At 42.9% G+C, this 14,966-nt stretch carries 16 protein-coding genes; 8 read left to right on the top strand and 8 right to left on the bottom strand.

Annotation, left to right across the window (positions count from 1 at the left end):
• Positions 1–75 precede the first annotated feature (75 nt).
• On the bottom strand, positions 76–1,005 hold the full coding sequence (locus CAG58_RS06650; RefSeq protein ID WP_161426283.1) for a sodium-dependent bicarbonate transport family permease: 930 nt from the start codon (positions 1,003–1,005) through the stop codon (positions 76–78).
• Positions 995–1,225 (bottom strand): hypothetical protein, encoded by a 231-nt coding sequence (locus CAG58_RS06645; RefSeq protein ID WP_161426282.1) that lies wholly within the window; start codon positions 1,223–1,225, stop codon positions 995–997. The genes CAG58_RS06650 and CAG58_RS06645 overlap by 11 nt, the downstream gene beginning before the upstream one ends.
• Positions 1,226–1,349: 124 nt before the next feature.
• Between CAG58_RS06645 and CAG58_RS06640 the strand changes: the two genes are divergently transcribed.
• Positions 1,350–2,285, top strand: a complete 936-nt coding sequence (locus tag CAG58_RS06640) for a LysR family transcriptional regulator (RefSeq protein ID WP_161426281.1) — start codon at positions 1,350–1,352, stop codon at positions 2,283–2,285.
• Between the two features lie 69 nt (positions 2,286–2,354).
• Positions 2,355–3,038: a TVP38/TMEM64 family protein gene (locus CAG58_RS06635; RefSeq protein WP_161426280.1), complete on the top strand. Its 684-nt coding sequence runs from the start codon at positions 2,355–2,357 to the stop codon at positions 3,036–3,038.
• A 37-nt stretch (positions 3,039–3,075) separates the two neighbouring features.
• Here the strand turns inward: CAG58_RS06635 and CAG58_RS06630 are convergent, their stop codons facing one another.
• The 3 genes from CAG58_RS06630 to CAG58_RS06620 all read right to left on the bottom strand — a co-directional run bounded on the left by CAG58_RS06630 (position 3,076) and on the right by CAG58_RS06620 (position 5,359).
• Positions 3,076–3,486 carry a VF530 family DNA-binding protein gene (locus tag CAG58_RS06630; protein ID WP_004396952.1) on the bottom strand — a complete coding sequence of 137 codons (411 nt, stop codon included), beginning with the start codon at positions 3,484–3,486 and terminating at the stop codon, positions 3,076–3,078.
• 260 nt (positions 3,487–3,746) lie between these two features.
• Positions 3,747–4,700 (bottom strand): pyrimidine-specific ribonucleoside hydrolase RihA, encoded by a 954-nt coding sequence (gene rihA, locus CAG58_RS06625; protein WP_161426279.1) that lies wholly within the window; start codon positions 4,698–4,700, stop codon positions 3,747–3,749.
• A gap of 182 nt (positions 4,701–4,882) precedes the next feature.
• Positions 4,883–5,359 carry a hypothetical protein gene (locus CAG58_RS06620; protein WP_161426278.1) on the bottom strand — a complete coding sequence of 159 codons (477 nt, stop codon included), beginning with the start codon at positions 5,357–5,359 and terminating at the stop codon, positions 4,883–4,885.
• 355 nt (positions 5,360–5,714) lie between these two features.
• Between CAG58_RS06620 and CAG58_RS06615 the strand changes: the two genes are divergently transcribed.
• From CAG58_RS06615 to CAG58_RS06600, 4 genes are all read left to right on the top strand, one after another.
• Positions 5,715–7,865 carry a TonB-dependent hemoglobin/transferrin/lactoferrin family receptor gene (locus tag CAG58_RS06615; protein ID WP_161439714.1) on the top strand — a complete coding sequence of 717 codons (2,151 nt, stop codon included), beginning with the start codon at positions 5,715–5,717 and terminating at the stop codon, positions 7,863–7,865.
• 280 nt (positions 7,866–8,145) lie between these two features.
• Positions 8,146–8,838, top strand: a complete 693-nt coding sequence (locus tag CAG58_RS06610; RefSeq protein ID WP_161425442.1) for a TonB family protein — start codon at positions 8,146–8,148, stop codon at positions 8,836–8,838.
• Positions 8,838–9,545: a MotA/TolQ/ExbB proton channel family protein gene (locus CAG58_RS06605; protein WP_158145154.1), complete on the top strand. Its 708-nt coding sequence runs from the start codon at positions 8,838–8,840 to the stop codon at positions 9,543–9,545. The genes CAG58_RS06610 and CAG58_RS06605 overlap by 1 nt, the downstream gene beginning before the upstream one ends.
• Positions 9,542–9,952, top strand: a complete 411-nt coding sequence (locus CAG58_RS06600; RefSeq protein ID WP_161425441.1) for an ExbD/TolR family protein — start codon at positions 9,542–9,544, stop codon at positions 9,950–9,952. Before CAG58_RS06605 ends, CAG58_RS06600 begins: the two co-directional genes overlap by 4 nt.
• An 87-nt stretch (positions 9,953–10,039) precedes the next feature.
• Here the strand turns inward: CAG58_RS06600 and CAG58_RS06595 are convergent, their stop codons facing one another.
• Together CAG58_RS06595 and CAG58_RS06590 are read right to left on the bottom strand one after the other, a co-directional pair.
• The gene (locus CAG58_RS06595; protein ID WP_158137094.1) at positions 10,040–10,681 is read right to left on the bottom strand and encodes a hypothetical protein; all 642 of its coding nucleotides are present in this window, start codon (positions 10,679–10,681) and stop codon (positions 10,040–10,042) included.
• 128 nt (positions 10,682–10,809) lie between these two features.
• Positions 10,810–11,715, bottom strand: coding sequence for a helix-turn-helix domain-containing protein (locus tag CAG58_RS06590; protein WP_161425440.1), 906 nt, complete (start codon positions 11,713–11,715; stop codon positions 10,810–10,812).
• 241 nt (positions 11,716–11,956) lie between these two features.
• Between CAG58_RS06590 and CAG58_RS06585 the strand changes: the two genes are divergently transcribed.
• The gene (locus tag CAG58_RS06585) at positions 11,957–13,168 is read left to right on the top strand and encodes a sugar efflux transporter (protein WP_161425439.1); all 1,212 of its coding nucleotides are present in this window, start codon (positions 11,957–11,959) and stop codon (positions 13,166–13,168) included.
• A 43-nt stretch (positions 13,169–13,211) separates the two neighbouring features.
• Here the strand turns inward: CAG58_RS06585 and trhO are convergent, their stop codons facing one another.
• Positions 13,212–14,201, bottom strand: coding sequence for an oxygen-dependent tRNA uridine(34) hydroxylase TrhO (gene trhO, locus CAG58_RS06580; RefSeq protein WP_154170910.1), 990 nt, complete (start codon positions 14,199–14,201; stop codon positions 13,212–13,214).
• Positions 14,202–14,518: 317 nt separating this feature from the next.
• Here trhO and CAG58_RS06575 point away from each other — a divergent pair, with 317 nt between their 5' ends.
• Positions 14,519–14,965 (top strand): DoxX family protein, encoded by a 447-nt coding sequence (locus CAG58_RS06575; RefSeq protein WP_154170911.1) that lies wholly within the window; start codon positions 14,519–14,521, stop codon positions 14,963–14,965.
• Position 14,966 lies beyond the last annotated feature (1 nt).

The raw sequence follows: 14,966 nt of genomic DNA, 5'->3' as shown, positions 1-14,966 counted from the left end.
TCTTACCAGTGATATAGAGGAAGAGACAGATAGTTATCTCTTGGAGACCTATTGCCTCGAACCGATGAACGGTATTTAACTAATAGCCTGCCCAAGAGCAATAAAAAATGGCACGTTAAACAGGACATTAAAAGGAAAAGTAATGCCTAGTGCTGCGGTGATCGACATCCCCGCATTGGCTTCGGGCAGGCTTTCTTTCATTGCGGCTGGGACAGCAATATACGATGCACTGGCTCCAAGTACCGCCATCAGCGTGATCCCGCCAGCGCTAAACCCAAGTAGCATGCCGAGCCCTGTGCCCGCTAACCCGCCAATCATCGGCATCAAAATAGCAAAGCTGATTAAAAACAGACTGTTATCCCTAAGTGTTGCCAATTGCTGACCGGCGATCAAGCCCATTTTCAGAAGAAATAACGCTAAAATAGCCGAGAAAAGGTCAATAAACAGTGGCGAAAGCTTGTGAACGGTCTCTCCTCCTACATAGCCAATCACTAAACTGCCAATCATTAATAATAGGCTTGGATTGGCGAGGAGCTCTTTTTTAAGAAAGTGACGATTAATCAGCGATACGCTGCCTTTGGCGAGTATTAAACCAACGATGATCGCGGGCATTTCCAATAACACGACAAACAGAGGGAAGTAAGCTTCATACGGGATCTGCTTAGCTTCGAGCAAGGCAACCGCGACGGCATAAGTTGCAACACTGACGGAGCCATAGTGAGCGGCAATCGCACCAGCATTAATCTTGTCTAACTGACCAAAATACCGCAGTAGCGGATAAGCGATCAGGGGCAGCAACAAACCAAATGCCACCACAATCAAAGCCATCACGAGAAGACTGGCTGCGATATGCGCTTGTAAGGCAATACCGCCTTTAAGGCCTATCGCAATCATCAATATCAGACTGAGGGTTTTATACAGGTTATCTGGGAAAGGAATTTTTGCGCCCAGTAGCTGGCAGACAATACCCAGAATAAAAAAAGCAATCACCGCATCAAGCACCATGTTTAGTGCTCTCCTTGCTTGTTAAGCTGATGGTTGGCATTCTCGTTTTGCCAGAATGATTAAACGCGGTTTTAAGCCCTTGGAATGCAGTATAACTTGCTAGCAAAGCAGTACAAACAAGAAAACTAAACGCGTTATACCCGATGGATAAACCTACATAGTATAAAGTTACCAGCATCATCACTGTGGTCATTGGCAGTGCCATTGTACGAAATCTCATTACACTCTCCTGCAAATTTTTCAGCATGTTATGCTGTTTTAACGATAGATAAAAATAGATAATAACTAACTTTTATATAGGCAATACTCTATATTAAGTGAGTGACGTTTGTCGGAGGGGAACCATGGCATCGAGATTACACGCTCATATTGGCACGTTTCGCCAGCTAGAGATCTTATTAGCGGTTTATCATGGCGGAAGTATTACTGCCGCGGCAGACAGTTTATTTTTAACTCAACCTACGGTTTCTATGCAGTTAAAAAAACTTGCTGAGGCGATAGGCTTACCGCTTTATCAACAAGTTGGTAGAACACTTCGTTTTACCGATGCCGGATTAGCCACGGTAGAAACGGCGAAAAAAATTCTCCAAAACTGTGAAAAATTGGAGATGCGTTTATCTCGTTTCAAAGGCCTTGAGTCAGGGACATTAAAATTAGCTGTGGTGACAACGGCAAAGTATTTTATTCCTCATTTACTTGGCCCTTTTTGTCAGCGCTACCCGGGGATTGATATTCAGTTGACGATAGCCAACCGACAGCAAGTGATGGAGCGCTGTGAGCATGGTGCCGATGATTTTTATGTGTTTAGCCATTTACCCGAAGGGTTAGAGCTGGACGTGATTGAATTCATGGCCAATGATTTGGTGGCGATTGCTGCGGCGAGTCACCCTTTTACACAACAAGAGAGGGTGTCATTAGCCGAGTTTTGTCAGGAAGATTTTTTGATCCGCGAAGTGGGGTCGGGAACCCGCTATGCGACGGAAGCTTTTTTTAAGAAACAGCCCTATCAGCCTAATATTAAAATGACCATTGCCAGTAATGAGGCGATTATTCATTCTGTATTAGCTCGCTTAGGTGTGTCTATCTTGTCTGCTCATACCTTAGCGTTTGGTAATATATACGGTGTTAAAGTGATTAACGTCGAGTTGTTACCGATCAAAACCAGATGGTCATTCTCGTGGACTCGCCAGCGCGCCTTATCTCCGATTGCCGAGGTTTTTCTCAATTACGTGCAAGCAGAAGGGCGTGAAATCATTCAGCAAACGGTGCAATTGTCATAGCGAGTTGGTTGCTTGTCTAAAGAGTAAAGCCTGTATTGGCAATCATGATGATTAATAAGGAATATAAGTATGAAAAAGTGGTTATTACTGATCACGATTGCGATATTGGGCGTGGCATTTTTTGCACTCGATCTTAATCAGTTGCTGACCTTAGACGGTGTTCAGCGTCATTTAGCGCAGTTTGAACAATGGCGTAGTGATGCGCCTTTGCTGGTGGGGATGCTATTTTTAGCGATCTATGTGCTAGTGACTGCCTTGTCGTTACCGGGATCTGCGGTGATGACGCTCGCCGCTGGGGCGTTATTTGGTTTATGGTGGGGAACATTGATCGTTTCTTTTGCTAGCACCATCGGTGCCACCTGCGCTTTTTTAGTTGCGCGTTATTTATTGAAAGAAACCGTACAACGGCGTTTTGGTGAGCGCTTACAAGCGCTGAATCATGGCGTAGAAAAAGACGGAGCCTTTTATTTATTTACCCTACGACTGGTGCCTATTTTCCCCTTTTTTCTGATCAATATTTTAATGGGCTTAACCACGCTTCGCGCCGTAACCTTTTACTGGGTCAGTCAATTGGGAATGTTGGCCGGAACCCTTGTCTACGTTAACGCTGGCACCCAACTGGCGCAATTAGAGAGTCTTGGGGGGATTTTATCGCCAGCGATTTTATTCTCGTTCGCTTTGTTAGGGATATTCCCTTTGGTCGCGAAAAAAGTGGTCGAGAAAATCAATCAACGCCGGCGAGTCAGTGAATAGCGGTTATCGTTACCCTGAACGTGAATCGGATATTAATTTAACGACGGCTTTGGCGACTGCGTGCCGCTCTTTCTTTATGAGCGGAAGCCGCTTTAGCTTGTGATTTCAAAATCGAGTCTACGGTTAATTCCATCGGCTCTTTTGGCTGTAAGCCATGAGGGAAGGTACGTGCCCGTGGTGATATATTGAACTCTTCACTGGAAGCGCGAGGCATACGTTTAAAACGATACAGATAAAAGTTTTCTAACTTTTCTCGTGCCCAATCGGTTTTGTTTAAATATTTGACACTACTGGCTACCGAAGGGTTGGTATGAAAACAGTTAAAGCGCATCGCCGTATCTAAAATATCCCAGCCATAAAAATCCACCAGCTCTTGCAGTAAGGTTTCTAACTTAAGGCCGTGTAATGGATTGTTTTTTTGTAGTTCGATTCTTTCTTGATCAGTCATGATAACCGGCTCCTAAGGGTAAACGGTAGATAGGGTAGGTATAGCAGGATTTGGCAGATATTGGTGATGTACTTGTTCATCCTTGCAGAGGGTGCGCATTCTAGCAGAGTTGATCGTACTTCCCTATGATTATCTCTGATCCGTTAACACTATCCCCTTGCTACTTGAAGTTGCAACGATGTCAGTTCAGCTCGTTTTAATATTGATGCTGATCGAGAGTCGTTTATCTGCAACTCCAAGTCGTTTGGGTATCACATCATTTAGGAAGCGGATGAATGAGTGGTAAAATAGTGCAAACGTTCAACCAATAAATCGACAAATCCCTGCCGATCAACATCAAATAACACGGTCGCATTAGCGGGATGATTGGTGAGCTGATAACGATCAACCACGGTCATGCCTTGCGTGTATTCACCTTGAGTTTCAATACCGACCCAGCATCTTTGAGCTTTAAACAGTTCAGGGGCCAATAACCAAGCGATGGTGCATGGATCATGCAACGGTGCGCCTGCTAGCCCCCATTTGGGATCACGATGGTAAATCATAAAAAAGTCGAGCAGTTCGGCAACGACACCAGCAATCGGATTATCAATTTTCCGAATACGTTCGATATCCTCATCCATGATTTGCGCCCGATGGGTGACATCGAGGCCGCACATGGTGATCGGAATACCAGATTGAAAAACCAGCTTAGCGGCTTCTGGATCGACATAAATATTAAATTCCGCGGCCGGAGACCAGTTTCCGGTTTCAGCGCCGCCGCCCATTAGGACAATTTCTTCAATTTTCGGTATTAAATCACGATGGGTGGCCAACAGCAGCGCAATATTAGTCAGTGGTCCAGTTGGTACTAGAGTAACGGGCTGGTCGCTTTGTCTAAGGATGTTAGCCATGAGCTCAACGGCGTGTTCCGCTTGGGGAGCAAAGCTGGGGGCAGGTAAGGTTGGTCCATCCAGACCACTTTCACCATGAACATTATCGGCAATGATCAGCTCTCGCATCAGGGGCTTTAATGCCCCACCGGCAACCGGAATATCACTTCTACCCAGTAAGGTAAGAATACGTAAAGCATTATTTAAGGTTTTCTCAGGGGTTTGGTTACCGGCACTCGTGGTCACCGCTTTGATTGCTAATGATGGAGAAGCGCACGCTAGAATTAACGCAATGGCATCATCATGGCCGGGGTCGCAATCTAAAATAATCGGACGTGTCATAAATAAGGGTACTCCGTTTGTTTTTAGACTTCAGTGTATCGATTTTGCGAACAGCAAAGTGTGAGTCTGTCGCTGAAACGAAGAAACCTACTGTAAGCGGAGAAGAAAAAGTGTGAGGTATAGGGTGCTAAAAGAAGCACCCTATACGAAAGGTTTTATAGCGGAGTAGAGAAAACGCTTATTTACTCTTCATATTTAAAGCGCGTGGTTATTTGATAGTCCGAGATAGTTAAATGCGACCGACTGCAAGGGTTACCTTGGTTATCAGAACCGACCGATAACTGTTTTTCTTGGTGATCGAAAACCACTTCAACATACTGACAATCCTCTTGGCCATCACGAAGAAAAGGATTTTTAACGGTTGGTTTGACACTAAAAGAATGGGGATCTGGTGCGTCTAGCGTGAGTGGTGAGTTAACGCTCGGTCGAGCATCAGAGGCCAGATAATCGTAGCTTTCTTGATAATCAAGATAAGGATTATGAGTGGCTGGTAACTTGAAAATGAAACTGTCTTTTGCTGGCGCGTCAAGGTCTAAGGTCTGTGCCGCTTTATCGCTATTGCTTTGGCTAAATATATCCAATTCTTTTTCAGACGCTGTCACGGATAGTGAAATCAATAACAGTGTCCCTGCCAACTTTGAGATGTGATGTAGTTGCATATGAGTATCTTGTCCATCTTTTATGATCAATATCTGGGAACGGTACCATGTACATTTTTTTACAAAAGTAAATAAATTTAGGGATTGCAAAGCCAGCATTTTACTGAGTTGGATTTTTTACTGCGCAGCTTTAATTGTGATATTTATCACGTCTTTTTGATTTTCACTGTATGGGTTAAACGGTAGTTTTTAAATCTAACGTGTTAATAATTATAAGTATATTGAATTTTTTGGTTATTTTTAGCACAATCATAACTTAATTTTATGTTAATGCAAATGATAGTAATTGTTATTCGTATGAAGTAGTATTGCGCACATTGTAAATCTGTTATTGATCAATAAGGTAATCTCTCAGATGTTGACTAAAACGCTACTTTCTACCTCAATATTGCTTGCTCTTTCCCCTGCGGCGTTCGCCGAAAAAACAACTCAGTTTGATGAAGTGGTCGTCTCTGCGACACGGACGGCGCAAAGTCTTGATAATACCGCAGCCTCGGTAGCTGTGATCTCAAGTAAAGAATTAGAAGCAACTATGGTTAGAGACGTTGCGGACATTTTTGAATACACGCCGGGAGTAACGACTAGTGGTTCTTCACGCCAAGGAATGCAAACCATTAATATTCGAGGAATAGAGGGCAACCGCATTAAAATTTTGGTTGATGGTGTTACACAAAGCCAAGCTTTTGACGGTGGGCCTTACTCTTTTATTAATTCAAGTGCTGTTAGCATCGAACCAGATATGCTCAAAAGTGTTGAAATTGTTAAAGGGGCGGCATCAAGCCTACACGGAAGTGATGCTATTGGCGGCATTGTAGCTTTTGAGACCAAAGATCCACGAGATTTTTTAAAAGGGGATGCGACGACAGGTGGGCAAATTAAATTATCTTATGCCTCGGAAGATAAATCATTCAGTGAACACGTTGCTATTGCTCATCGTAGCGGTGATTTAGAAACCTTAGTGGCGTTTACTCGTCGTGATGGTCAAGAGCCAAAAAACTTTGGTGATCATAAAGAAAATTATTCAATTTCTGGGCAAGACAGCGCGAATAATGACTTATTATTGAAGCTACAATATCAACTTTCTGAAGCGCATCGAATCGAGTTTACAGGAGAAATGCTGCGTAATCAGGTTGACTCTGATATTGTTCACTCAAGTTATAAAAATTATACTGGACGAGATATTACCAAGCAGTACCGTCTTGGATTAAAACATATTTGGTTTTCTGATTTATCGCTTGCCGATACGATAACCAGTCGAGTCTCATGGCAAAGTAAGGAAGAAAACGGTTTAACTAAGCGTTTTCAGCCAGCCTCTGCCGGAAGGCCTCCTTATCAACCCGCTAACAATGATAATCATCAAACGAAAGATTATTTTTATAGCGATGACAAAATTGAATTAGAAGCTCAGTTCGATAAGCTCATTACTTTAAATAATAGTGAGCATAATATTATGTATGGTATCAATTTACTACGCAGTGATATTTCAAACATTAACAATGAATATAATTCTGATCCAGCGACACCAAATCAGGTGATTGTGTATACACCCGATGCCGAAGAGCAGAAAATTGGTTTATTTATTCAAAACGAAATTGCTTTGTTTAATGGTAATCTGATTGTAACACCTGGATTACGTTACGATTCATTCAGTACTGATCCTGGCGATAATGCTGGAAAAGGACTATCCAAGTTTAATGATTCTGCCATAACCGGGCGATTGGGTACTCTTTATCGTTTAGATCCAAACAGTGCAATTTTTGCGCAAGTGAGTCAGGGGTTGCGCTCACCTAACTTTACCGAGCTCTACTATACCTTTAGTAATCCTGCTCATGGTTACGTTAATGAACCCAATTCAAATCTTAAGTCTGAAAAAAGCCTTTCTTATGAGCTAGGCTATCGCCACAATAACGATTTTTCCGCGACAGATGTCTCACTATTTTATAGCAGCTATGATGATTTTATAGAGCAGGTAGTGACTAAGGTCGAATCGAGAATAAACTACTACTCTTATATCAATTTACGTGAAGCGACTATTAAGGGCGTCGAATTATCTAATCAGTTAAAATTAGATGAATTATTGAATGCTCCACGAGGATTGACGACTCGACTAGCAGCGAATTATACCGAAGGTAAAGATGGTGATGGACGACCTCTCAATAGTATCAATCCATGGAATGTTGTGGCAGCTTTAAATTTTGATGATCCAGATTCAACATGGGGAACGAGTTTAAAGCTTAATTATACTGCGGGAAAATCAAACCGTAATATTAATAATGATAAAGCAACTGGTGGTACAGAGAATCAAGTTGAGTTATCTAGTTCAACTATTTTTGATATTACAGCTTATTATAAACCAATCAAAGACCTGACTTTGACTGCTGGTATATTTAATGTTACAGATAAAGAGTACTACCGCTGGAATGATATTAGAGGTAAGAATATTTTAGATAATGATTATTCTCAAGCGAAGCGTAATTTTGCAATTACGGCAAAATATGAGTTTTAATTATTAAAGTAAAACGTTATTTTGCTCTACCATAGTTTTAGATTGTCTTCTGACATCTGAAACTATGGTATTGCATTGACTAATTCTGCCCAAAATATTCATCTGGCATATCTCAATCTAAACTCTTATTCATTGAAATATAAGGTTTTACTGCAATTTTCATCTCTTCTTCTCAAATAGCTATCTTTTGTAAATGATAATGCAATTGATAATTGATATTGTTTAGTCGTTGAGTAATAATCTCCCCATTAAGGCGCTTAGTTTTGATTTGGAGCACGACGTGAATTTCCCCAGATATTGTGTTGCGGCGACACTTTCACTTGCCATTCATGGAACCCTGCTATTGATGGATGATGAAGCCAAAGTTTTTGCTATGCCTGCTGGGAATCAATCGACCTCGGTATCGCTCAACTTTGTTGCTCAGCCTCAAACTGTACGTCATGAGCAGCCGGTGTCATCGCCAGCTGAAGCTAAACAGCAGAGTAAGCCGAATACGCCTAAGCCAGAGCAGAAAAAGCCTCAAGAAGCGAAAAAGGTAGTAAAGCCCGATAAGCCTTCTCCTGTGACTCAACCATTGGCGAAAAAAACAGCGCCGTCATCATCGTTAGTCAAGGAAGAATCGACCAATCAGTGGCAAGAGAATAAGGAGTCTGCTCCAGCGCCCAGTCGTAGTGGGGTAACCAATCAACCTACGCTTGTGGAAACGCCCTCATTTCTTTCGCGCCCCACACCGCCTCACTATCCAAGGCTGGCTCAAAAGCGCGGTATTGAGGGGGTGGCGTTATATGAAGTATGGCTTGATGAACATGGCCGACAAATTAAGCAAATTTTACTCTCTTCATCGGGGGCTCAATTGCTCGATCAGTCGGCGCTGAATGCGATTAAACAATGGCAATTTTCACCTTACACGGTGAATGGGCAAACCATGGCTCACCGTGTACAAATCCCTGTACGTTTTAAATTGGAAGGATAATGGAACTACTGACTCAACTTGAGCAAGAGCTTGGCCTGATGGCTTGGCCGCTATTTTTGTGCTCTCTTTTCGCGACGATGATTATCGTTGAACGTCTAATCCAAGTGTTATTTACCCTTGGGGCTAGTCGAGGCTCGATTGGTGCGGCGCTGAATCAAATTTCCCCAATGCACAGCGATCAAATTGAAGCGCTAGCCGAGGAGTTATCGACTAAGCGGTCACTGCTTTACAAAGGGGTCGCGATGCTGTTGGCTCATCACGATTTTTCTAAAGGACTGCGTGAAGATACGGCGGGTATTTGGCTTCAAGATAAGCGCCATCAGCTTCATTCCGGACTACGATTATTATCCCTCATTGGTGCGATCAGTCCATTACTGGGTTTATTAGGTACGGTACTCGGATTAATTGAAATGTTTAAAGGTGTCGCGCTGTCGTCTGGCAATATTACACCGAATGATCTTGCCGATGGATTAGGGATTGCGATGCGCACGACGGCGGCAGGTTTATTGATTGCCGTTCCTGCGATTACCGCAGCTCAATTACTTGGCGCGTGGGCAGATAGAGTCATGGCAAAACTCGAGCATACTTTAAACTATGTCAATTTATGGCTTGAAGGGGTATCGCTACAGCATGACTGCACGACTAAAAATGGGCGTTGCAGCCACGCCAATGATGTCGTTGAAAAAACAGCGGTCAATCCATCATGATCAAAACACCACCAACGACAGAATCCTCATTGATGCCAGACTTAACGCCATTATTGGATATTATCTTTATTGTTATGGTGTTTTTATTGCTGACCGCAGCGGTTAAGTTTACGTCATTAGACGTGTCTTTACCGAGTACCGATTCATCTGTGGTCAGTGAAATCAATACGCAGTCCATTACGGTGAATATTTTGGCTCAACAGCCGTATTGGGCAATTGATGGTACCAGTTATGTCGCTTGGCAGGATTTTACAGAGGCATTATTAAAGCGCAGCAAAACCAGCGAACAGCCGATTGTGATTGCAGCGGATAGAACCGCTCAAGTACAGAATTTGGTCAAATTACTGGTATTTTTACAAGAGAATGGCATTGCAGCTACGCAGCTTTTGACTGATGAAAACCAATAGGTTCTAGAGTTGTAAAACTTAACATCGCTGATGAGACAGACGAAGATCCCATCAGCGATATTGGTTTATGGCGTATTGATGTATTTTTTAAAACGCAAATTTAAGCGCCGTTTGGCTGTTGAATTGTTCAGCATCTCGATAGGTATTGTAGCCCACTGAAAGTTCAACAGAAAATGTTGGGCCAAACATAAATTGTGAAGTGAGTTTGTAATCGTTCATGACGTCACTATCTAAATACGAGATTCGATACCGTGGGGTGAGTGACCAAAAGGAACTGATGGGAATAGCGATACCAATGTCGGCTGCGGGGCCATACTCAGCAAATTTATCGGAACCAGCACCTTCGGTATGACGTTCTCTAGCAACCGTATATCTAGCGGCGCCCAATGTATAAAAAACGGATGCAGAATGAAAGTTATTGTATGCGCCGAGACCTAAGAAAGTACTTGATACGTCGGTATTGCCAGATGTCCCCATTTCATATTCAACTTTACCATAGCCATTAATATTGTCGGGAGAGTAGCTACCCGTCACATTAACACCAAACAGCGAGCGGGATCCCTTACCTGTGTAGTCGGAACCTAAAAAAGACGACAAACTATCACTTTTTTGCTCACTGAATTGCAAGCCAAGCCCTAGGTAAGAGTAGTCCCCAAAGGAGTTAGCATTTGCGCTAAAGCTAAGTGTAGCAATGATGCTAATTATTGGGATGAACGACAGTTTTTTCATAATACAGTGGCCTCTAAATTGCTAATTAGTAAAAAGAGTGCGCATTGTAATTCCCAATAAAACACTGTTCAATATTTTTTTGTGTTTTATTTGAACGATGAGGAGTGATGCTGAGTATTCATATCGAGTTAAGAGTGAATCGATGGCGTTTGAAACTGGTTGCGAAATGCTTTTGGCGTCATCGCTTTAATGGTTTTAAATTGGCGATTAAAGTTAGAGAGATTGCTAAAACCAGTTTTCTCTGCCACTAGGGCAATAGGGAGCGAAGAGCTGGCCAACAGCTCGCAGGCTTTACCAATCCGAAACTGTTTGAGATGCTCAGAAAAACTCATCGAATAGTGTTTTTCAAATAAGCGATAGGTCGAACTTTCACTCATGTGCAGTGTGCGGCATAAATCGGTTATTTTGATTGGTTCGGCAAAATGGCTTTCGATATACTGCTTAGCGAGATGAACTTTTTTATGTGCTTCACTGTCGGCGCTTAATTGCGATAATCGATAGGCTGAGGCCGATAAGCGCCGTGCATTTTGATCTTCGGCCATGATCAATAACGATTCAATGACACGTAAAGCTTGATAAGAATGGTCTAACATTTCAATGCCACTTAACTGTTGAGCAATACGTTGTGCCGTTGCACTACAGAGCTGTAAGCCATAAGCTGAACCTTCAAGTAAACGCTTGATAGGCTGAGTTCGAGGCAGAATAGTTTGAATCTTATCAACCCACTCTTGTTTAAACCATACGATGGTTGAATGTAGCGCTTGCGCTTGTTTGTGGTGTAGGCGTCCGGTGATCATATGCGGTAAGCCGGGCCCGTATAAAAGCAAGGTGTGATTATCCACAGTACCGCTGGCGTCTCCTGCAAAATAATTGCCCTGAAAGTTATTGTTCGGATTGTGATAGAGCACCAATTCATATTCCGTATGGTAGTGCCATGGACAAGAAAATTCCTCAGTATTGGCTTGGCAATGATAATGACGGATGAGCCAATCGCAGCTTGGATCCTGTAATACATTTTCAATCAAAGGGCGCATTGGATCTCTCCATTTATTTTCTTTGATCATAAACGCTTAGTCTTTTCTGTCAAATAGTGTGTTTATTTTGACGGATTAGTATTAAAAGAGGCTGGAATATCATCATTTATCTCATCGGATTTGATTACACTAGCGGCGTATTCCCTTGCAACTTACAGCAATCATGTCAATAAGCTTGGGTAGATTGTGGCCTTGTAGAGTGACTCGTTTAGAGTTACTTCCTCCCATTGGATACGATGAAATGTATAAAGATAAAACCGCCTTGCTATTTATCATGACCGCTTTAGTGACGGGATTATGTGGGGCTTTTTTCTACCCATTATCGAGCTTATTTATTGTTGAAGCACTCGGCGCATCACCGATGATGCTGAGTCTGTATATGGTGATGGCGGTAGTGAGTTCCGTGGTGGTGTCGCAGTGGTTAGCCAGACAATCGGATCGGCACTGGCAACGCAAAGTGATTTTATTGGTGGCACTTGGCTGCTATTTGATCACTGTGGTCAGTTTTACCCTCATTCGCAGTTATTGGTTAGCGATTGTTGTGGTGACCTTATTTGGTAGTGTCAGTGGGGCGTCATTTGGTCAACTGTTTGCTCTAGGGCGGGAATACGCTGATCGCCATGTGACAGATAAAACCACCTTTCTGGCCACGATGCGCGCTGGGATTGCGATAGCTTGGGTGTTTGGCCCTCCTTTGGCATTTATGCTCAAAGCCAGTTTTGGTTTTAATGCAGCATTCAGTGTTTCTGCTGTGATTGTGACGATTGCTATTGTGCTGATTGCTAAATATTTACCGAAAGGTGTTGAAAAAGCGTCAGCCTCAGATCCTGCTGCCGCGTTATCATTACCCAAGCAAGGTGCGGTAAAGCGGCTTATCGTTTTATATTGTATGACGATGGTGTTTACCTTTGCAGCGAATAATTTATACATTACCAGCATGCCGTTGTATCTTTCACAAGAGTTGCTCGTTCCTGCTCATTGGTTAGGATTACTGTTTGGGATGGCGGCGTTATGTGAAATACCAATCATGTTGCTGGCTGGGAAATTAGCGCAGCGTTTTGGTACGACTCAACTTCTGTGCGCGGGTATAATCAGCGGGATGGCGTTTTATTTGATTATGCTAACCAATACGACCTTCACCACCTTATTATTAGCGCAAATCCTTAATGGTTTTTTTATCGGTGTCTGTGCAACCTTAGGCATGGTGGTATTGCAGGATATGATGCCTGATCGTTTGGGGACGGCATCAACCCTGTTTTCCAGTATTCTTAGTATCAGTTCATTAGTGGCGAGTGTGGCATTGGGTGTCGTGGGCGAGTTGTTCAATTATTTTAGTACGCTGTATGTCTCGCTGATTGGCGCTGTGGCGGCATTAATTTTGCTGAGAGTTTTTATGGGGTTAGCCGCAAAACATGAGCAGCGCGCTAGCGTTACTTCTAACGCGCTGAACTAGCCTTAATGAAGGTAATTATTAAGGCCAAAGCTTGAATGGCAGATTAACGAGAGGCTTTTTGGTTACGTTGCTGGGCTTTACGGGCTAACTTTTCAGCCCGTTTTTGTTCGATGATCTGCGCGGTATCGCTGCCAATATGCGCTTCACCGCGCTGCTTAGCTAACTGCACCTGTTTTTCTCGCTCACGAAAGCGTGCCAGTTGCTCTTCGTTATGAGTGCCAAAACATTGTGGACAGCTAACCCCTTGTTCAAACTGTTCGCTCTGTTTGTCTTGTTCGGTGATCGGTAAGCGGCAGGCATTACAGATTTGGTAATCACTTTCTTGCAATCCATGACCAACAGCGACACGGCCATCAAAGACGTAACAATCACCTTGCCATAAGCTCTCTTGCTCTGGCACTTCCTCTAAGTATTTTAAAATGCCACCTTCGAGGTGATAAACTTCTTCAAATCCTTGCTCTTTGAGATAAGCGGTGGATTTTTCACAGCGAATGCCGCCAGTACAAAACATCGCTACTTTTTTATGTTTCTCAGGATCGAGGTTTTGTTTTACATACTCGGGAAACTCACGGAAAGTCTCGGTATGCGGATTTTGAGCATGTTTAAAGGTGCCAATTTGGATCTCGTAATCGTTACGAGTATCGACGACTAACACTTCAGGATCGGAAATCAGTGCATTCCATTCTTTCGGCTTAACATAAGTGCCGACCACATGGCGAGGATCAATGCCTTCCACCCCCATCGTCACGATTTCTTTTTTGAGTTTGACTTTGCTGCGCTGAAAAGGCTGCTCTGAAGCTAAAGATTCTTTATAAACGGTCCCTTTGAGGCAAGGCTCTGTATCCAGCCAAGTAATTAAAGCATCAATGCCTTCTCGTGATGAGGCAACCGTGCCGTTAATCCCTTCGCTAGCGAGTAATAATGTACCGCGGATATGATGCTTTTCCATTAGCTCAAGCAGTGGAGCTCGTAGTGTTTGGTAATGGTTAAGCTCGACAAACTTGTACAGAGCACAGACAACATAGTGACTCATTGGAAACCTTTTAAAAACCGTATAAAGAGTTGGCGCGTAGTATAGCGAAGCATGGCTTGTACAAACACAGATAGTTTATAGGGGTATAAACGGCGCTTTCGGATAAAAATAGCGACAATTGGATGAAGATTATACAGACTGAGACGAGCAGAATTGGCTCAATAGCCATTAATACTCATCTTGTTCAGAAATTTCGTATGTTATTGTCAGTTTATATGGGTTTCCATCACAATTTTTTTCTCTAAACTAAGCGTTATCTTAGGAAAGACAATAACTCTTTGTCTAAATCGAATCGTTAAATTTATTGAGGAAAAGACATGAAATCACTCATTACCAAGCTTGTTGAATCAAAATCTGGTTACAGTACACTGGCTTTACGTATCCCGATTGGGATTGTTTTTATGGCACACGGCGCACAAAAGTTGTTCGGCTGGTTTGGTGGTTATGGCTTAGAAGGTACCGGACAGTGGATGGCATCGATTGGTTTAGGCCCGGGTATGTTGATGGCATTTTTAGCCGGCAGTGGTGAGTTTTTTGGTGGTTTAGCCATTTTACTGGGTATTTTGACTCGTCCTGCTGCAGCGGTACTCTCTGTAACTATGTTAGTAGCTATTTTTGCGGTGCATTTTGAGCATGGTTTATTCATGTCGAATGGTGGTTACGAATTTGCATTAGCTTTATTGGCGGCCAGCGTGTCGTTAATGATGTCTGGTTCGGGTAAATTGAGTATCGATCAGATTATTTCTCAACGTCTGCGTGGCTAAG

This window comes from Vibrio sp. V31_P5A7T61, from assembly GCF_009904895.1.
Taxonomy (GTDB): Bacteria; Pseudomonadota; Gammaproteobacteria; order Enterobacterales; family Vibrionaceae; genus Vibrio; species Vibrio metschnikovii.
This window is presented reverse-complemented; position numbering and strand designations above follow the sequence as displayed.